Annotated in this window: 17 protein-coding genes; 7 read left to right on the forward strand and 10 right to left on the reverse strand. The window is 59.5% G+C overall.

Features of this window, described 5'->3' with window-relative positions; genetic code table 11:
* Positions 1–75: 75 nt before the first annotated feature.
* The 5 genes from nrfE (at position 76) to G5149_RS06215 (ending at position 5,060) form a co-directional block, all read left to right on the forward strand.
* Complete coding sequence (nrfE, locus tag G5149_RS06195; RefSeq protein WP_421212073.1) at positions 76–2,037, forward strand: heme lyase NrfEFG subunit NrfE; 1,962 nt, start codon at positions 76–78, stop codon at positions 2,035–2,037.
* The gene (locus tag G5149_RS06200; RefSeq protein ID WP_005346081.1) at positions 2,034–2,633 is read left to right on the forward strand and encodes a DsbE family thiol:disulfide interchange protein; all 600 of its coding nucleotides are present in this window, start codon (positions 2,034–2,036) and stop codon (positions 2,631–2,633) included. The genes nrfE and G5149_RS06200 overlap by 4 nt, the downstream gene beginning before the upstream one ends.
* A complete protein-coding gene (gene nrfF / locus G5149_RS06205) occupies positions 2,630–3,832 on the forward strand; it encodes a heme lyase NrfEFG subunit NrfF (protein ID WP_421212075.1) in 1,203 nt (400 codons plus the stop codon). The genes G5149_RS06200 and nrfF overlap by 4 nt, the downstream gene beginning before the upstream one ends.
* Before the next feature lie 91 nt (positions 3,833–3,923).
* Entirely contained in the window at positions 3,924–4,553 is a 630-nt protein-coding gene (locus G5149_RS06210; RefSeq protein ID WP_421212077.1) for a DUF2268 domain-containing putative Zn-dependent protease, read from the forward strand.
* Between the two features lie 54 nt (positions 4,554–4,607).
* On the forward strand, positions 4,608–5,060 hold the full coding sequence (locus G5149_RS06215; protein ID WP_236348822.1) for an NUDIX hydrolase: 453 nt from the start codon (positions 4,608–4,610) through the stop codon (positions 5,058–5,060).
* Between the two features lie 40 nt (positions 5,061–5,100).
* Here G5149_RS06215 and G5149_RS06220 read toward each other — a convergent pair whose 3' ends face one another.
* Positions 5,101–5,781 carry a TetR/AcrR family transcriptional regulator gene (locus G5149_RS06220; RefSeq protein ID WP_005346085.1) on the reverse strand — a complete coding sequence of 227 codons (681 nt, stop codon included), beginning with the start codon at positions 5,779–5,781 and terminating at the stop codon, positions 5,101–5,103.
* A gap of 197 nt (positions 5,782–5,978) precedes the next feature.
* On the opposite strand from G5149_RS06220, the gene G5149_RS06225 reads away from it, so the two are divergent.
* On the forward strand, positions 5,979–7,910 hold the full coding sequence (locus G5149_RS06225) for an amidohydrolase (RefSeq protein WP_005346087.1): 1,932 nt from the start codon (positions 5,979–5,981) through the stop codon (positions 7,908–7,910).
* 639 nt (positions 7,911–8,549) lie between these two features.
* Here G5149_RS06225 and G5149_RS06230 read toward each other — a convergent pair.
* The 9 genes from G5149_RS06230 to sdhC form a co-directional block, all read right to left on the reverse strand.
* Complete coding sequence (locus G5149_RS06230) at positions 8,550–9,236, reverse strand: hypothetical protein (protein ID WP_421212080.1); 687 nt, start codon at positions 9,234–9,236, stop codon at positions 8,550–8,552.
* Between the two features lie 146 nt (positions 9,237–9,382).
* Positions 9,383–10,255 carry a succinate--CoA ligase subunit alpha gene (gene sucD, locus G5149_RS06235; protein ID WP_005346088.1) on the reverse strand — a complete coding sequence of 291 codons (873 nt, stop codon included), beginning with the start codon at positions 10,253–10,255 and terminating at the stop codon, positions 9,383–9,385.
* On the reverse strand, positions 10,255–11,421 hold the full coding sequence (gene sucC / locus G5149_RS06240) for an ADP-forming succinate--CoA ligase subunit beta (RefSeq protein ID WP_005346090.1): 1,167 nt from the start codon (positions 11,419–11,421) through the stop codon (positions 10,255–10,257). The genes sucD and sucC overlap by 1 nt, the downstream gene beginning before the upstream one ends.
* Before the next feature lie 104 nt (positions 11,422–11,525).
* On the reverse strand, positions 11,526–12,713 hold the full coding sequence (gene odhB / locus G5149_RS06245) for a 2-oxoglutarate dehydrogenase complex dihydrolipoyllysine-residue succinyltransferase (RefSeq protein WP_005346092.1): 1,188 nt from the start codon (positions 12,711–12,713) through the stop codon (positions 11,526–11,528).
* Positions 12,714–12,746: 33 nt separating this feature from the next.
* Positions 12,747–15,557, reverse strand: coding sequence for a 2-oxoglutarate dehydrogenase E1 component (sucA, locus tag G5149_RS06250; protein ID WP_236348825.1), 2,811 nt, complete (start codon positions 15,555–15,557; stop codon positions 12,747–12,749).
* A 115-nt stretch (positions 15,558–15,672) separates the two neighbouring features.
* Positions 15,673–16,389, reverse strand: coding sequence for a succinate dehydrogenase iron-sulfur subunit (locus G5149_RS06255; protein ID WP_005346097.1), 717 nt, complete (start codon positions 16,387–16,389; stop codon positions 15,673–15,675).
* Positions 16,390–16,405: 16 nt separating this feature from the next.
* On the reverse strand, positions 16,406–18,172 hold the full coding sequence (sdhA, locus tag G5149_RS06260) for a succinate dehydrogenase flavoprotein subunit (protein WP_041234283.1): 1,767 nt from the start codon (positions 18,170–18,172) through the stop codon (positions 16,406–16,408).
* Between the two features lies 1 nt (position 18,173).
* Entirely contained in the window at positions 18,174–18,518 is a 345-nt protein-coding gene (sdhD, locus tag G5149_RS06265) for a succinate dehydrogenase, hydrophobic membrane anchor protein (protein WP_005346100.1), read from the reverse strand.
* Positions 18,512–18,889 (reverse strand): succinate dehydrogenase cytochrome b556 subunit, encoded by a 378-nt coding sequence (gene sdhC / locus G5149_RS06270; RefSeq protein ID WP_005346101.1) that lies wholly within the window; start codon positions 18,887–18,889, stop codon positions 18,512–18,514. The genes sdhD and sdhC overlap by 7 nt, the downstream gene beginning before the upstream one ends.
* A 64-nt stretch (positions 18,890–18,953) precedes the next feature.
* Between sdhC and G5149_RS06275 the strand changes: the two genes are divergently transcribed.
* A complete protein-coding gene (locus G5149_RS06275; RefSeq protein WP_005346115.1) occupies positions 18,954–19,142 on the forward strand; it encodes a hypothetical protein in 189 nt (62 codons plus the stop codon).
* Positions 19,143–19,161: the final 19 nt, after the last annotated feature.

Consider the following 19,161-nt stretch of genomic DNA (forward strand, 5'->3'; position numbering starts at 1 on the left):
TAGATGTTATCCCCCAGCGCCGGTACGGTGCAGACGCTGCGGCATAACATAGACGAATGATTGACTGGAGGTTGTGTGCTGGCGGAGCTCGGCTATCTCTCACTGTTGCTGGCGACCGGGCTCGCCCTGCTACAAGGCACCCTGCCCTGGCTGGGGCTGCGGCTCGCCTCACGCCCGCTGCTGGGCTGCGCAACACCGCTGGCCCTCCTGGTCGCGCTCCTGCTGTTGGCCTCCCTGCTGCTGCTCGCCAGCTGTTTTGGCCAGGATGACTTCACCCTGGTCTATGTGGCACAGCACGCCAACAGTGCCTTGCCGCTGGGCTTCAAGCTGGCAGCCGTGTGGGGCGGCCACGAGGGCTCCATGCTGTTCTTCGTCTTTGCGCTGGGGTTGTGGGGCGCCCTGGTGGCCCTTTGCTCCAGGCGGGTCGATCCGCTGATTACAACCCGGGTATTGGCCATCATGGGGCTGATCGTCGGGCTGTTCGGCCTCTATACCCTGATCTTCTCCAGCCCGTTTGACCGCCAGTTCCCGGGGCCGCTGGAGGGGCGCGATCTCAACCCCATGCTGCAGGATATCGGCCTTATCATCCACCCCCCCCTGCTCTATCTCGGCTACGTCGGCTTTGCGGTCAACTTCGCCTTCGCCATGGCGGCGCTGCACTCGGGTCGGCTCGATGGCGCCGTGGCCCACTGGAGCCGCCCCTGGGCGCTCGGCTCCTGGGTGTTTCTCACCGCCGGCATCGTGCTGGGCTCCTGGTGGGCCTATTACGAGCTCGGCTGGGGTGGCTGGTGGTTCTGGGATCCGGTGGAAAATGCCTCTCTCTTGCCCTGGCTGCTCGGCACCGCCCTGCTGCATGCCCTGGTGGTCTGCGAGAAGCGCGGGGCTTACGGCCACGCCGTGCTGCTGCTCTCCATCTTTACCTTTTCGCTGAGCCTGCTCGGCACCTTCGTGGTGCGCTCGGGGGTGCTCACCTCGGTGCACGCCTTTGCGGTGGACCCCAGCCGCGGCCTCACCCTCTTGTTGCTGCTCGGCTTGCTATTGACCTGCGCCCTCACCCTGTTTGCCCTGCGGGCGGACATCCGCGCCCCCTATGCCCGCTTCGGCTTACTGTCAAAGGAGGGGCTGCTCGGCGCCGCCATCCTGCTGCTCAGCGTGGCCTGCGCCAGCGTGCTGCTCGGCACCTTCTACCCCATGGTGTTCCAGTCGCTCCATCTGGGTTCACTCTCGGTGGGCGCCCCCTATTTCAATACCATCTTCGTGCCGCTGGCCCTCTGCCTGATGGCGCTGATGACCCAGCTGCCGCACCTGCGCTGGCAGCATCTGGCAGGCCAGCGCCGCATCAAGGTGCTGCTCCCATGCCTGTTCGGCCTGCTGGGGGGCACCTTGCTGAGCCTCGCCTATCCCGAGCCGCTGCGGGGCGGCTGGCTGGGGCTTGCGGCCAACGTGCTGAGCCTCTGGCTGATGGCCAGCCTGCTGCTCCCGCTCTTGCAACCGACGTCGCTGCGTGAGCTCACCCTCAATCGGTTCGGCAGCCTGCTGGCCCACCTCGGGGTGGCGGTGTGCGCCCTCGGCATTGCGCAGGTGAGTCACCACAGCCAGGAGGGAGGCGCCGTACTCGCCGCAAGCCAGCCCTATCGGCTCGGCGCCTATGAGTTTCACTATGAGGGGAGCGAGCCCATCATCGGCCCTAACTACACCGCCGAGCGCATCACTCTCAGCGTGCACAAGGACGGTAAAGAGGTGGCGCGGCTGACGCCGGAGCGGCGCCACTACAGCGTGCGCACCATGAATATGAACGAGCCCGGCATCGGGTGGGGAATGCTCGGCGATCTCTACGTGGTGCTTGGCGAGAAGATGGGGCCCGGCGCCTATGCCATGCGGCTGCACTACAAGCCGCTGGTGCGCTGGATCTGGCTCGGCGGCCTGTTGATGATGGCGGGCGGCGCCCTGCGTCTGCTCGCCCGCCGGCCGCTGCTGGCTAGCCATCCTGCGCCAGCGACCACCCCCTACCCTCGGCTTGAACAGGAGTCCTTATGAACGCCCGTCTGCGCCTGTTCGTGCCGCTCGTGCTCACCCTGGGGCTCGGCGCCCTGCTCTGGCTCGGCCTTGGCAACAACCCCTACAGCCAGGATGAGGCCATCGCCGGGCGCACCCTGCCTGCCTGGCAGCGTGACGACCTGTTTGGCGGCGCCCCCATCCACACCGCGGCGCTCAAGGGGGAGCCCTTCGTACTCAACGTCTGGGCCAGCTGGTGCCCCAACTGCCGCGCCGAGCATCCGCTGCTGGGTGAGCTGGCCAGCGCCGTGCCCCTTTATGGCCTCAACTACCGGGACAAGGGGGATGCCGCCCGCGCCTGGCTTATTCAGGCGGGCAACCCCTATCGCGCCGTGCTGGCCGACCCCGACGGCCGACTCGCACTGGAGCTCGGCGTCTACGGCACGCCGGAGACCTATCTCTTCGCCGGCGACGGTACCCTGCTGACCCGTCATACCGGCCTGCTCACCCGGGAAATCTGGCAACGCCAGTTTGCCCCCCTGCTTGCAAAGGCCCGCAGCAACACAGCCAGCCAGCCCGAAGTGGAAAGAGCAGTGGAGAGAGAAGTAAAGAAACAAGTGCAGGAGAGCAAGCCATGAGCCGCCTCGGCCACGCCCTGATCGCGCCGCTCTTGCTGGCCTTGAGCTTCGGGGCCCTTGCCAGCGGGGTCGATACCTATCAGTTTCGCCACCCCGAGCTGCAAAATCGGGCGCAAGAGCTGGCCCGCGCCCTGCGCTGCCCCCAGTGCCAGAACCAGAATCTGGTGGAATCCAACTCCCCCATCGCTCGGGATCTGCGGCTCGAGGTCTACCGCTGGGTGGACGAGGGGCAGTCTGATGAGCAGGTGATCGCCCGCATGACGGAGCGCTTCGGCGATTTCGTCCGCTACGATCCCCCCTTCAAGCGCAGCACGGCGCTGCTGTGGGGCGGCCCCCTGCTGCTGCTGGGGCTAGCGCTGTTGACCCTGTTTCGCCGCCTGACACGCACAAAGGCGCAACCTATCCCTGCCGTTAAGGCAATCGATGAGTCGATCTATCAACCCGCCGCCGATCCGCGCAGCGAATTGAATTTGCTGATCATGCACGGGGAGCAGGCAGGCCTCTCCCCCGACCAACCACTCTACAGGGAGCTGAGCGCCGCCCGCTTGGCCAACGCCATCCCGGCGGCTGAGCTGGCCCTGCGCAAGCAACTGGCCAACCAGGATAACAATCGCGATCGCAATAACCGGCACGGGCGGGCCTTGTTGCTGCTTGGCCTCTTGGCCATCACGACCGTTGCCGCTGTGTATCTCAGCACCGGCCGCTATCAGGCATGGCAGGCTTATCAGTCGCGCCCCGATCCGCTGGCGGGATTGAGCCCGCGGGATCTGCAGGACAAGGAGCTGGGTGCCCTGCACCAGCGCCTGCAAGCCAACCCCGCCGATCTCGACAGCTGGGCGGCGCTCGGCCAGCTCTATCTCTATCGGGGTGAGTACGACAACGCCCTGCTCGCCTACCAGCGTCTCGCTCTGCTGGAGGGGGGCGCCAGTGCGGCGACTCAAGCCGCGCAAGCCACCGTGCTCTACTATCAGGCGGGCCAGCAGCTGACTCCCGAGGCAACCCGCCTGCTGGAGAGCGCCCTCAAGCAGGACGCGGGGGAAGTGAGCGCCCTGATGCTGCTCGCCTCCGATCACTTCCTGCATGGTCGCTACAGTCGGGCCATTGCCCTGTGGCAGCAATTGCTCGATGGCGAGCGCCCTCGCATCAACCGGGCCGCGCTGATCGAGGCGATCCAGACGGCAAGCATAATGGGCGGGTAACCCCTTGATTGAAGGAGGGTAATCGTGGTGATATGGCGCCGCGACCACGCAAGTGGTTCAGTACTCTCTTTCAATAGACAAGGATGTCTGGATGCAACTCACCCTGTTAAACGACTCGGGCAAATTCGATGGGCTCGATGACACCATTAAGCACGTTTTTGCCGAGACGGCGCACAAATTGAATGCCTTGTTCGATCTCTCCCAACTGGATGTCACCTTCAGCCCTTTTGCCGAGGGGGATGCTCCCGATTCGGGTATCGGTGGCTGGGCCATCAACATGTATCGAATAGAACTCCAGCTTGATCTGGAACGGTCTGATATCAAAGAGGTGATCATCACCGAATTGCCTGCCTTGCTGGCCCACGAAGTCCACCATATCGTGCAAAAGAAGAACAAGGTGGAAGCAGAAACACTGGCCGAAACCCTGATTTTTGAAGGACTGGCCTGCTACTTTGAGCAGAGGTTCAATGGTGGCACACTCCCCTCGCTGTTCAAGGCATCTCATCACCATGACTGGCAATCGCTCCTGGCAGAGATGACGCCCCATCTATCCAGCAAGCAGTTCAACTATCTAGACTTTTTCTACTGCCGTGATAACCGGCCATTTCCCAAATATGCCGGTTACTGGGTGGGGTTCAATCTGGTAGCCAACTATCTGGCCAAAAATGGCCTGAATGAAATAGAGGTCATGGGCCTACCCGCCGAAGCATATTTCAATTAACACGCCTTCACACTGTTCGTGGCGATTACAGAGCCCAAATCCGGAGAGAAGATCATGATCCCCATTCGCTGCAAGGCCGTCTCCGGCGTTGCCCTTACCACTGTCGATGGCGAAACCAAATTGCTGGTGATGAAACGGGTCAAGGGGGGCTTCTGGTGTCATGTGGCAGGCACAGTGGAGGCGGGTGAAACCGGCTGGCAGACCATTATTCGGGAGTTTGGCGAAGAGACGGGTATCCGAGTCACCGAACTCTACAACGGCCAGTATCTGGAGCAGTTTTACGAGGCGAGCCTGAATACGATAGAGGTGGTGCCGGTCTTTGTGGCCTATTGCCCGGCCAATCAGGCGGTGACCCTCAACGACGAGCACACCGAATATCGCTGGTGTTCCCTGGCCGAGGCCAAGGCGCTGGTGAGTTTCCCCGGCCAGAAGGCGCTCTACGACCATATCTGGCACCACTTTGTCGACAACGCCCCCTCTCCCCTGATGCGGATCACGCTCAGCTAACACATGCTGGAGCTGCGCTGCATGGTGGATTCTGGCGGTATTACTCGTTGGTCCCAAGCCGCAACGCAGGCATTCCCTGCCACACCAGCTCGGGATCGGGCTCGACAATGGCGGCGGCGATCAGCTGCTCGCTCCAGCGACGATGCAGCAACCACATCCGCTGGCCCATCTCGCCATCAGCCTTGGTGCACTGCTTGGTGACATCGGCGGTGCGATAGAAGTAGCGCACCAGACTCGTGAGCTCGGCCTCCGGCCAGCGGCAGCCAAAGTCGCGCAGCAGGGATGACCAGAAGTCAATCTGGCGCCGCTCGTGCTCCTGCTCGACCACGTGCAGTTCGGGGATAAGATCCATGGCGTGCCACAAGGCACCATAGCCGACAAAGCGGCGATCCAGCTCTTCAAGCGCCAGATCCAGCAGTGCCAACGCCTGCGGCCAACTCGTTGCCTCGATACGGAGCTGTTGTTGCGCCTCGCAAACCGCCGCCAGCCACCCCATAGCGAGACGGCAAATGATCGCCTCCTTGTTTGGATAGAGGTGGTAGAGCGATTTGATCCCGACTCCGGCCCGATCAGCAATGGCATTGGTGTTGAGAGCGGCAAAACCTCGCTCCTGCAGCAACATCAGCGTTGCCTGTTCAATACGGCTCGCCACCTCCTGACTGCGCTGCTGCCGTGGCTGACGTCGCATATGCAGGGCGGCAGGCACTCGTTGTTCTGACATCTTCTCTCCTTCGAACCACTGGGGGCCCCCTCTTTGCCCGGGGTACGACCGGTGGTGGCTCATTGTCATCCATGAGACAAGGTAAACAAAAAGTTAAATAAATGCAGTAATTACTGGATTTTTTCAGAATAGCTGCAATAAACATATCTGCTCATATCTGCAGTAATTACTGCATTTAACTCAAGGAGAGCAGTGCAATGGATAGCAAACAGACCTCAACCCGATTTGGCATCACCCTCCTGCTGGCCGCAGGCCTGCTCGGTGGCTGTCGAAGCGGCACCAGTGATAACAATGGTGCTACGACCCTCTATCTCAATGGCAAGATCCACACACAGGATGGGCAACGTCAGGTGGCCGAGGCCATGATGGTCAGTGACGGCCAGTTCATCTATGTGGGCAACAAGGAGGGGGCCGAAGCGCTCAAGCGCCCCACCACCCGGGTGGTGGATCTGCAAGGGCGTATGGTGCTGCCCGGCCTGCACGACAACCATATCCACTTGCTCGGTACGGTGGCGCTGGACATGTGCGATCTCGATGGCAAACCCGTCACTCTGGATCAGCTGGCCGCCAAGATCAGCACATGCCTGCCCCGCTATGCGGCCAAGCCGGGGGAGTGGCTGGTGGTCAATCAGTGGTCCCCCTATGAGGGCAATACGGCGACCGCCAGCCATGCCACCCTGCTGGCGGCCCTCGATGCCGCCGCCCCCGACAATCCGGTGGTGCTGGCCGGGGTCGATGGCCATGCCAGTGCCTACAACTCCCGCGCCCTCGCCATGGCGCAAGATAACGACGGCAACACAATCGGCTTCAATGGAACTACGCTGGCCCCCGGCGGGGCCTTCGAGCCCTTTATCCCCTATGTCGACCTGACCAGCGGAGTGGTGCGTGACACGGCCCGCAGCGCCATTCCAGTGCCCGATAGCGGCGTGCTGAGCGCCAGCGATGAGCAGGCAGCCAGCCAATACGACCAGATCCTGCCCGCCATTGCCGAGCTGATGGCCTCTCGCGGTATCACCAGCATTCAGGATGCCTGCGCCACCGACTTTATCCGCCAGCGACTACTCACCATGCAGTCCCGGGATCTGCTGCATATGCGTGTGACGGCCACCACCTGCTTTAGCGATGATGATTATCAGGGCAAACTCGATATAGAGGGGCATCTTGCCAAGGCCAGCCAGGTGAGAGAATCCTTTGCCAACAACCCGCTGATTAAGGCCGATGCGGTCAAGATCTTCCTCGACGGTGTGCTGGAAGGGGATCCCTTCACAACCCCCCCCTTCCTGCCCAATGCCGGCATGCTGGCAAACTACCACACCCCCCATCTGGCCAGAGACCCGGCTACCGATGAAGTGACCATCACAGCCGACAGCGAGGAGTCCGGCAGCAACGGGATCGTCAACTACCGGGAGGCCGATCTCACCCGCTATATAGGAGCGCTGGACAAGGCAGGCTTTAGCATCCATATGCACAGCATCGGTGATCGCACCACCCGCACGGCGCTGGATGCCCTCACCGCCGCCCGTGCCAGCAACGGTGATAGCGGCATTCCCCACACCCTGGCCCACCTGCAGGTGGTCCATCCCGATGATCAAAAACGGCTCGGCGAGCTGGGGCTCTACCTCACCTTTACCTATGCCTGGACCTCCCCCCAGCTGGCCTACGACATGCTGGTCGCCTCCTTTATCCAGCCGACCCGGGTGGGCCAATCCCTGAGCGATGCCCTCTACGATCCCCTCGGTTATCTGCACGACGCCCTCTACCCGGTCGAGAGTTCACGCAAGGCGGGCGCCATACTGGTCGCTGGCAGCGATGCCCCGGTCGACAGCCGGGATCCCCGCCCCTTCGAAAATATGGCTACCGGGATCATCAAGGCTCCCCAAAGCGGCGATGACTATCGCGCCAGCCAGCGCATCACCCTGGACGAAATGCTGGCGGCCTACACCATAAATGGCGCGCGCGCGGTGCGCCAGCAGGCCATCAGCGGCTCCATCGAAGTGGGCAAATCGGCCGACTTTATCGTGCTGGATCGGGATCTCTACCAGCTGGTCGCCGCCGGCAAACCGGAGCAGATCGCCGATACCAAAGTCACCCGCACCGTCTTTCGCGGGCAGACGGTCTTTAGCCAATAGGGTTCAGGTGATATGGCGAGTGTGAGCATCTGGTCAGCTGCGATCTGAGCATATGCAGCCAGATCGGTGCCTCTTAAAAGCAACATGCCGACCTTTTGGTCGGCATTTTTACTTCGGGGAGTGATAGCGAGCCCTGATGACAAAGAACGCTTCGCAAGGGTCAATAAGCGGGAGCTAACCCACGTTCGGCTTGGTACTTTGCCTCAAATCGGAGGGACATTGGCCACCAGCGTAGCCAGCTGGTTGCCACAAGCGGCGGCAAGGTTGATTCACCAGCGAAACAGCCTAAGCCAACTTGGTTGCAACAGCGTAACAATCTTGGGTTACTCGATTCTGGCCGCAAGCGAAAGCTGTGGCATACCAATCCCCCGCTCGTCCGAACAGGCTTCGCTATTCGGCCCCACGGGTTGCCCCTCAGGGCAATCACGTAATTTGTAGGTTGGCGCGAAGCCCCAACAAGCGTGCATTATTACGCCAACCAGAGCGGGATAAATAAGGATATGGCGAAGCCTTAAAAAAAATTGATAGACATTTATCACGGTAAACGTTGGGCTTCACTTCGATCAGCACCGACCTACCATTTTTAGCCCTACATACAAGATGCTCAAAAAATGAGACCTGCCTGTATGGCGATGATATTTACCTTTGCATATTTTTATACTCAACGACCATATATATTTCATTGCATATATTATCATTCGAAGACTTTAGATCCACACTAGTTGTGAACCTGGCGATAGCTCGACCTTCACTCCATTTTGACTCCAGACTTTCAAGGGTTTCCTCAATAAAGACCAAAACATTCTCATCGAGATCACCTTTCCTGTACGTAGGAAAGAAGCTTACAGCAAGTGTTATGTGTTCATTACCACCATTAAATGAGTTTTCACTATCTTTTGCTGCATTATTAAGAGTACTTTTAATTCGGTCTACAATAACATGCTTTTTCGCTCTTTGGGATGTACATAGCCAACGTAGTTTAGCCTCACATATAGCTACTAGTGTTGAAGGACATTTGTTTCTCTTACTATCAATTTGAAAATATAAATCTACTCGTCCATATTTTGGAAGGCTATCCTTCTTACTACCTATGAGCTTTGTCGACTGATATTCCTCCAGAGTAATACCACCTTTAATCCAAATCCCTGCTGAGAGCGCACCAATACAGGCTCGTTCGTTATACCAATGTATTGAATCACGTCCAGGATAACTATTCTCATATCTCTGCAAAGCTTCAATCCAGCCATTACAAATATCTTCAATATTTTTACGATGTTTACTTGGCATCGTATTTAATATTACTTTCCCTTGAATCATATTTTTCATCTCAAGTTGATTTAACCGATTCATAAAAATTAATAGTCAGACTGTTTTCAGCTTTTCACACATAAATATAACTAACAAAACTATTTTATCATAAAAAAAGCCGCCCATCGGGCGGCTTTTTATTAGAGATAACGGGCTAACAGAAATTACCAGCCAGTCACTTCGCGCAGGGCCTTGCCGATATCGGCCAGGGAGCGGACGGTTTTCACGCCAGCATCTTCCAGCGCGGCAAACTTCTCGGCGGCAGTACCCTTACCACCGGAGATGATGGCGCCAGCATGGCCCATCCGCTTGCCGGGAGGCGCAGTAACACCGGCGATATAGGAGACCACCGGCTTGGTGACGTGGGCCTTGATATAGGCGGCCGCGTCTTCCTCGGCGTTGCCGCCGATCTCGCCGATCATCACGATCGCTTCGGTCTGCGGGTCGTTCTGGAACATCTCCAGAATGTCGATAAAGTTGGAGCCCGGGATGGGGTCGCCACCGATACCGACGCAGGTGGACTGGCCAAAGCCCTCGTCAGTGGTCTGCTTGACCGCTTCGTAGGTCAGGGTGCCGGAGCGGGAGACGATGCCCACCTTGCCCGGCTTGTGAATGTGGCCCGGCATGATGCCGATCTTGCACTCACCCGGAGTGATCACACCCGGGCAGTTGGGTCCGATCATCCGCACGCCGGTCTCTTGCAGCTTCACTTTCACATCCAGCATATCCAGCGTCGGGATGCCTTCGGTGATGGTGACGATGAGCTTGATGCCCGCGTCGATCGCTTCCAGGATCGCGTCCTTGCAGAACGGTGCCGGCACATAGATGACGGTGGCGGTGGCGCCGGTCGCTTCGACTGCGTCACGGACGGTGTTGAACACCGGCAGGCCCAGATGGGTGGTGCCACCCTTGCCCGGGGAGACGCCGCCCACCAGCTGGGTGCCGTAGGAGAGCGCCTGCTCGGAGTGGAAAGTACCCTGACCGCCGGTAAAGCCCTGGCAGATGACTCGGGTGTCCTTGTTGATCAGTACGCTCATCAGTTGGCCTCCGCTGCTTTGACGACTTGCTGCGCGGCATCGGTCAGACTCTTGGCCGCAATGATGTTGAGGCCGCTCTCGGCCAGCTTGATACCACCCAGCTCGGCGTTGTTGCCTTCCAGACGGACCACGACGGGCACCTTGACCCCCACTTCCTTGACCGCACCGATAATGCCTTCCGCGATCATGTCGCAGCGCACGATGCCGCCAAAGATGTTGACCAGCACCGCTTTGACGTTGCTGTCGGAGAGGATGATCTTGAACGCCTCGGTCACCCGCTCCTTGGTGGCGCCGCCGCCGACGTCAAGGAAGTTGGCCGGCTTGCCGCCGTGCAGGTTGACGATATCCATGGTGCCCATGGCCAGACCCGCGCCGTTGACCATGCAGCCGATGTTGCCATCGAGGGCCACATAGTTCAGCTCCCACTGGGCGGCGTGCGCTTCGCGGGGGTCATCCTGCGACGGGTCGTGCATCTCGCGCAGCTTGGGCTGACGATAGAGGGCGTTGGCGTCGATGTTGATCTTGCCATCCAGGCAGTGCAGGTTGCCCTGCGCGGTGATCACCAGCGGGTTGATCTCCAGCAGCGCGAAGTCGCAGTCGAGGAACATCTGGCCCAGACCCATGAAGATCTTGGTGAACTGTTTGATCTGATCGCCGACCAGACCCAGTTTGAAGGCCAGCTCGCGGGCCTGATAGGGCTGCGGGCCAACCAGCGGATCCAGGGTGGCCTTGTGGATCAGATGGGGGGTTTCGTGGGCGATCTTCTCGATATCCACGCCACCTTCGGTCGAGGCCATGAAGACCACGCGACGGGAGCCACGGTCAACCACGGCGCCCAGGTAGAGCTCTTTGGCGATGTCGGTGCAGGATTCAACCAGGATCTTGGTGACCGGCTGGCCGTTGGCGTCGGTCTGGTAGGTCACCAGATTCTTGCCCAGCCAGTTTTGGGCAAAAGCACGGATCTCATCCTTGCTCTTGGCCACTTTCACGCCGCCCGCTTTACCGCGGCCACCGGCGTGTACCTGGCATTTCACCACCCAGGTATTGCCGCCAATCTTGTCGGCCGCTTCGGCCGCTTCCTGCGGGGTAGCACAGGCATAACCTTCGGAGACCGGCAGGCCATACTCGGCAAACAGCTGTTTTGCCTGATATTCATGCAGATTCATAGATGCTCTATCCGTGTTGTAGGTATTTCCGTCCGGGGCTCGTGTTTCTCAATCCCCTGTGAGTGGGGGCCTCGGGGGCCCCTCGTTATCTTTCAGTTGGTTGCTCAGACGTCCAGCAGCAGGCGGGTCGGATCTTCCAGCAGCTCCTTGACGGAGACCAGGAAGCCTACCGATTCGCGCCCGTCGATGAGACGGTGATCGTAGGAGAGGGCCAGGTACATCATCGGCAGGATCTCGACCTTGCCGTCAACGGCCATCGGGCGATCCTGGATCTTGTGCATGCCCAGAATGGCGCTCTGGGGCGGGTTGATGATCGGGGTGGACATCAGGGAGCCGAACACACCACCGTTGGTGATGGTGAAGTTGCCGCCAGTCAGCTCATCCACGGTCAGTTTGCCGTCACGGCCCTTGCCAGCCAGATCCTTGATGGCCTTCTCGATGTCCGCCAGGCTCATGTTGTCACAGTCGCGCAGCACCGGAGTCACCAGACCACGCGGAGTTGAGACGGCGATGCTGACGTCGAAGTAGTTGTGGTAAACCACGTCATCGCCATCGAGCGCCGCGTTCACTTCCGGATAGCGCTTGAGGGACTCCACCACTGCCTTCACGTAGAAGGACATAAAGCCAAGCTTGATGCCGTGCTTCTTCTCGAAGATCTCGCCGTACTGCTTGCGCAGATCCATGATGGGCTTCATGTTGACCTCGTTGAAGGTGGTCAGCATGGCGGTGGTGTTTTTCGCTTCCAGCAGACGCTCGGCGATGCGCTTGCGCAGACGGGTCATCGGCACCCGCTTCTCGCTGCGACCGGCCAGTGCGGCAACCGGCGCGACCGGGGCAGCAGCTACCGGAGCGGCTGCGGCAGGCTTGCTCAGCGCCTTGATGTAGGCTTCCACATCATCCTTGGTAATGCGACCGCCCTTGCCGGTGCCGGTCAGCTTGGCAACGTCGATGTCATGCTCGCCAATCAGGCGACGCACCGAGGGGCTCAGGCCATCGGCGCCATCATCAGCAACCGCTTCAACCGGTTTCTCTTTGGTCTCTTCACCCGCCACCGGGGCGGCGGTGAGGATGGCAATCAGTTGACGGGACAACACGGTCGCCCCTTCCCCTTGCAGAATATCCCCCAGCACACCCGCTTGCGGGGCCGGCACTTCCAGCACCACCTTGTCGGTCTCGATGTCGACCAGTACTTCGTCACGGGCGACCAGATCGCCCGGTTTTTTGTGCCAGGTGGCGATAGTGGCATCGGCCACTGATTCCGGCAGATCCGGTACCTTGATTTCGATAGTCATCAAATCAGTTCCTTGTTACTTCTTGTTCAGGGCTTAGGCCAAAGTAAGAGCATCTTCCACCAAGGCTTTCTGCTGCTTGGCATGGACGGACATGTAACCAACCGCCGGTGAGGCGGATGCAGGGCGACCGGCGTAACGCAGGGTGGCACCGGCTGGCAACACGCCATCATAGTGGTGACGGGTGCAGTACCAGGCGCCCTGGTTCTGCGGCTCTTCCTGACACCAGACAAAGTCGGTGACATGGCTGTAATCGGCCAGAATGGCGCGCACTTCCTCTTCCGGGAAGGGGTAGAGCTGCTCGATCCGCACCAGTGCCACATCTTGCTGCTCGGCCTTGCGACGGGCATCGAGCAGGTCGTAGTAGACCTTGCCGGAGCAGAACACCACACGCTTGACTGCTTTCGGATCCAGCGCATCGATCTCGCCAATGGCATTCTGGAAAGTACCTTCCGCCAGCTCTTCAAGCTTGCTGACCGCCAGCGGGTGGCGCAGCAGGGATTTGGGCGTCATTACGATGAGCGGACGGCGCATCGGACGCACTACCTGACGACGCAGCATGTGGAATACCTGTGCCGGGGTAGAGGGCACGCACACCTGCATGTTGTGCTGCGCACACATCTGCAGATAACGCTCCAGACGGGCGGAGGAGTGCTCCGGGCCCTGCCCCTCGTAACCGTGCGGCAGCAACATGGTGAGGCCGCACATCCGCCCCCACTTCTGCTCGCCGGAGGAGAGGAACTGATCCACCACGACCTGGGCGCAGTTGGCGAAGTCGCCGAACTGGGCTTCCCAGATGGTGAGGCCGGCCGGCTCGGCACTGGCGTAGCCATATTCAAAAGCCAGAACCGCGTTCTCGGTCAGTACCGAGTCGTAAATCTCGAACGGCCCCTGCTCGTCGTGCAGGTTGCACAGCGGGGTATAGGTGCTGGCGTCGGTCTGGTTGTGCAGCACGGCGTGGCGATGGAAGAAGGTGCCACGGCCGGAGTCTTCACCGGTAAAACGGATGCGGGACCCCTTGTCCACCAGAGTGGCGTAGGCCAGGGTCTCGGCAAAGCCCCAATCCACCAGCTTCTCGCCGGCGGCCATCAGACGGCGGTCTTCGTAAATCTTCTCGACCTGGCGCTGCAGCACATGGGTAGCCGGATACTGGCTCACCCGCTCGCCAAGGGCTTTGAGGTGATCCATCGGCACGGCACTCTCATAGGCCATGTTCCAGTCGTGACCGAGATAAGGGGTCCAGTCGACAGAGTGCAGCTCCATCGGCCGCCACTCCTTGCTCACCCGCTCGCCGCGATCCAGCGCTTCGCGATACTCGTTGACCAGTTCGGTCGCCCGCTCCTGAGCGAGGGTCCCCTCAGCCACCAGCTGATCGGCGTAGATCTTGCGTGGAGTCGGGTGCTGCTTGATCTTCTGGTACATCAGCGGCTGGGTCGCGCTCGGCTCATCCGCTTCGTTGTGACCGTGACGACGGTAGCAGACCAGCTCGATCACCACGTCGCGTTTGAAGGTGTTGCGGTAATCCAGCGCAATCTGGGTCACCAGCACCACGGCTTCCGGATCATCCCCGTTGACGTGCAGCACAGGCGCCTGCACCGCCTTGGCGATGTCGGTGCAATATTCGGTGGAGCGCAGGTCACGGATATAGGAGGTGGTGAAACCAACCTGGTTGTTGATGACGATGCGCACCGTCCCGCCGACACCATAGGCGCGGGTCTGGGACATGTTGAAGGTCTCGGCCACCACGCCCTGACCGGCCATGGCCGAGTCACCGTGAATGGTGATGGGCAGCACGCTGGAGCCATCCTTGTCACCGCGACGATCCATCCGGGCACGAACCGAGCCGATGACCACAGGGTTGACGATCTCGAGGTGGGAGGGGTTAAAGGCGAGCGCCAGATGGACGTTGCCACCCGGGGTGGCGAAGTCGGAGGAGAAGCCCATGTGGTACTTCACGTCACCCGTGCCCCAGGATTCGCCGTGCTTGCCGGCAAACTCGTCGAACAGATCCTGCGCCCGTTTACCGAGCACGTTGATCAGCACGTTGAGGCGACCACGGTGGGCCATGCCGATAACGGCCTCTTTGCAGCCCTGCTCACCGGCGCGACGGATCAGCTCCTTGAGCATGGGGATCATGGCATCGCCACCTTCCAGCGAGAAGCGCTTGGCTCCCGGGAACTTGGCGCCCAGATATTTCTCCAGCCCTTCGGCGGCGGTCAGGCTCTCGAGGAAACGGGTCTTCTCTTCGAGGGTGTAGCTCCCCTTCCCTTCAATGGATTCGAGACGCTGTTGCAACCAGCGCTTCTCTTCCGTGGAGGTAAGATGCATGTAGTCGGCGCCTATGCTGCCGCAGTAGGTCTTCTTCAGCGATGCATAGAGATCAGAAAGCACCATGGTCTCGCGACCGATAGCGTAGGAGCCCACGTTGAAGGTGGCCTCCATGTCTGCGCCCTGCAGGTTGTGGAACGCAGGGTCCAATTCGGCAACGGTTTCACGCTGCCACAGGCCCAGCGGGTCCAGATTGGCATTCTGGTGACCACGGAAACGGAAGGCGTTGATCAGCTGCAATACCCGCACCTGCTTGGCATCCACTTGGGGGTCAGAGACAGGGGCACTGTAACGGGAGGAGTCCTTGGCCAGACGACGGAAATAATCGCGGACCTGGGAGTGGGGTTGTTCAACCGCATGGCCATTGACCTGGGGCAGCTCGCTAAAGAGGCTGCGCCACTCATCGGATACGGAGTCAGGATTTTCCAGGAAGGATTCGTACAAATCCTCTATGTAGCTTGCATTCGCACCAGCCAGGTGAGATGACTCCAACCAGGCCTTCATCACGCCGTTATGCATTTCTATCCCTTGTACTTCTTGTTACTGCTACGCAGCTTGTAGGGTTCAAACAGCCATCCTGCCACGGGTGGGATGGCTATCCGGAAGTCGGGCCAGCTCCGGGCCGGCCCAAATACTAAACAGCCCGATTGAGCAACATCGACTTGATCTGGCCAATCGCCTTGGTCGGATTCAAGCCTTTCGGACAGACGTTCACGCAGTTCATGATGCCGTGGCAGCGGAACACACTGAAGGCGTCGTCCAGATTACCCAGCCGTTCAGTGGTCGCGGTGTCTCGGCTGTCAGCCAGCCAGCGGTAGGCGGCGAGCAGCCCGGCCGGGCCGATGAACTTGTCGGGGTTCCACCAGAAGGAGGGGCAAGAGGTTGAGCAGCAGGCACAGAGAATACACTCGTACAGGCCATCCAGCTTGGCACGCTCTTCGGGGGATTGCAGGTGCTCACGCACCGGCGGCAATTTGTCTTCATTGATGAGGAAAGGTTTGACCTTCTCCCATTGGGTGTAGAACTGGGTCATGTCGATCACCAGATCACGGATCACCGGCAGGCCTGGCAAGGGGCGGATAACGACCTTGTTGCCCTTCTTCAGCAAATCGGAGAGCGGGGTGATGCAGGCAAGACCGTTCTTGCCATTCATGTTGATGCCGTCAGATCCACAGACCCCTTCGCGGCAGGAGCGGCGGAAGGCGAGTGTGGGATCCAGCTCTTTCAACTGGATCAGTGCATCGAGCACCATCATGTCGGAACCTTCAGGAATATCAAGGTGATAATCCTTCATATGGGGGACGTTATCAACATCCGGATTATATCTGTAGACAGAGAAAGTAACGTTCATAGGGCTGGCTCCGCAATCAGTAAGTCCGGACCTTGGGCGGGAACGCCTCACGGGTCTTGGGTGACATGTTGACAGCGCGACGGGTCATGGACTCGGTGTCCGGGTGATAGAGGCTGTGGCACAGCCAGTTCTCATCGTCGCGATCCGGGAAGTCGAAGCGGCAGTGAGCACCGCGACTCTCGGTACGGAAGTTGGCAGCTACCGCCGTGGCAAACGCCGTCTCCATCAGGTTGTCCAGCTCCAGACACTCGATGCGCTGGGTGTTGAACTCCTTGGAGGTGTCGTCCAGACGGGCTGACTTGAGGCGCTCACGGATAACCTTGAGCTCGGCCAACCCTTCTGCCATCGCCGCACCTTCACGGAATACGGAGAAGTTGTTCTGCATGCAGCGCTGCAGGTCTTTGCGGATCTGCACCGGGTCTTCCCCGTCACGGCAATTTTCCCAGCGGTTGAAGCGAGCCAATGCGGCATCCAGATCCGATTCGGAAGCATCGCGGCCGTGATCCATCTCGCCCAGTGTGTTGACCAGATGCATGCCAGCCGCGCGGCCGAACACCACCAGATCCAGCAGGGAGTTGCCGCCCAGACGGTTGGCACCGTGCACAGAGACGCAGGCAATCTCGCCCACAGCAAACAGACCGACCACCGGTACATCGTTGCCGTTCTTGTCCTGGGTCAGGCACTGGCCATTCACGTTGGTCGGCACGCCGCCCATCATGTAGTGGCAGGTCGGGATGATCGGGATCGGCTCTTTGACCGGATCCACGTGGGCGAAGGTGCGGGAGAGTTCGCAGATCCCCGGCAGACGGGATTCCAGCACCTCTTTGCCGAGGTGATCCAGCTTGAGCTTGATGTGCGGGCCCCAGGGGCCGTCGCAGCCACGGCCTTCACGGATCTCGATCATGATGGAGCGGGCCACCACATCGCGACCGGCCAAGTCCTTGGCGTTCGGGGCGTAACGCTCCATGAAGCGCTCGCCATCTTTATTGAGCAGATAGCCGCCTTCACCACGGCAGCCTTCAGTTACCAGCACCCCAGCCCCGGCGATGCCGGTCGGGTGGAACTGCCACATCTCCATGTCCTGCACGCCGACGCCGGCACGCAGCGCCATGCCGACGCCGTCACCTGTGTTGATGTGGGCGTTGGTGGTGGACTGGTAGATGCGACCGGCGCCGCCGGTGGCCAGCACAGTAGCCTTGGCCTTGAAGTAGACCACTTCACCGCTCTCCATGTCGATGGCGGTACAACCCACCACGTGGCCGTCCTGGTTCTTCACCAGATCCAGCGCATACCACTCGGAGAAGACGGTCGTCTTGTTCTTGACGTTCTGTTGGTAGAGGGTGTGCAGCAGGGCGTGACCGGTACGGTCGGCCGCAGCCGCAGTGCGGGCAGCCTGCTCGCCACCGAAATTCTTGGACTGGCCACCAAACGGACGCTGGTAGACGGTGCCGTTGTCGAAACGGGAGAAGGGCAAGCCCATGTTCTCCAGCTCATAGATGGCTTCGGGGCCGGTCTTGCACATGTACTCGATGGCCTCCTGATCACCGATGTAATCGGAGCCTTTTACGGTGTCATACATGTGCCACTGCCAGTTGTCATCGTGGGCATTGCCCAGCGCAACCGTGATACCGCCCTGAGCGGAAACAGTGTGAGAACGGGTTGGAAAAACCTTGGACAACAGAGCGCAGCTCTTGCCGGACTGGGCAATCTGCAACGCGGCGCGCATACCGGCACCACCGGCACCAATCACCACAGCATCAAATTCACGAGTTGGAATAGTCACCTTACACACCCCACAGCACGACGAAACCCGTCATCAGATAGACAAACAGCACCACGACCAGGGCAAATTGCAGCGCCCCGCGTAGCCCTACCGGCTTGATATAGTCGGTCAACACCTGCCACAGACCGATCCAGGCATGGATCAGTACGCACAGCAGGGCCAACAGGGTGAATACCTTGGTGAAGGTGTTGGCGAAGAAACCTGTCCACACCTCAAAGGTGATGTCGTTGAACGCGACAAAACTCACCAGATAGAGGACATAGCAGGTCATGATGAGGGCGGTGGCGCGGATCAGGATGTAATCATGAACGCCGCTACGCCCGAATGTTGCAGAATTGGTTACCATACAAGCACTCCCGCCAATACGGCCAGGATCGCGGTGATCACGAAGGCCACACGGGCACTCTGATTACCGGATTCCAGCTCTTCCCAATAGCCCATGTCCATGACCAGATGACGCAAACCGCCCACAATGTGGTAAGCCAGCGCAGTCAGGATCCCCCACAGCACGAATTTGACCAGGAAGTTGTCCATGATGGACACCACTGTCTCAAATCCTTCGGGAGAGGCGAGTGAAGTGCCAAGCATCCACAGCAAGATGCCCAGTGCCACAAAGGTAATGACCCCTGAAACACGGTGCAGGATGGAGGCGATGGCAGTGACAGGAAAGCTGATCGTTTGTAGGTCGAGGTTGACCGGTCTCTGTTTGTTTTTCACGCTTGCCCACTCAGCTCTATTGAGCACGTTAGTTATTGTTTTAACTCACACTTGAGGGCACGGGATGGTGATTGTTGGCTATTTGTTACCAAAACACTCTGAAAAAGCCAAAACGCGAATTTTTGGTTTCACATCAGGCTTTGCCAAAGCGTTTCAAACACCAGCAGCCATGACCCACGTGGCGCAGTATATCCACGCCCTTAAACGAAGACAATCAAACAGCTACAAAGAAAACACAAAACCGCAAACTTGATCGCATATTTAATTTAACA

It is taken from the genome of Aeromonas sp. 600479, from assembly GCF_049175515.1.
Taxonomy (GTDB): Bacteria; Pseudomonadota; Gammaproteobacteria; order Enterobacterales; family Aeromonadaceae; genus Aeromonas; species Aeromonas veronii_A.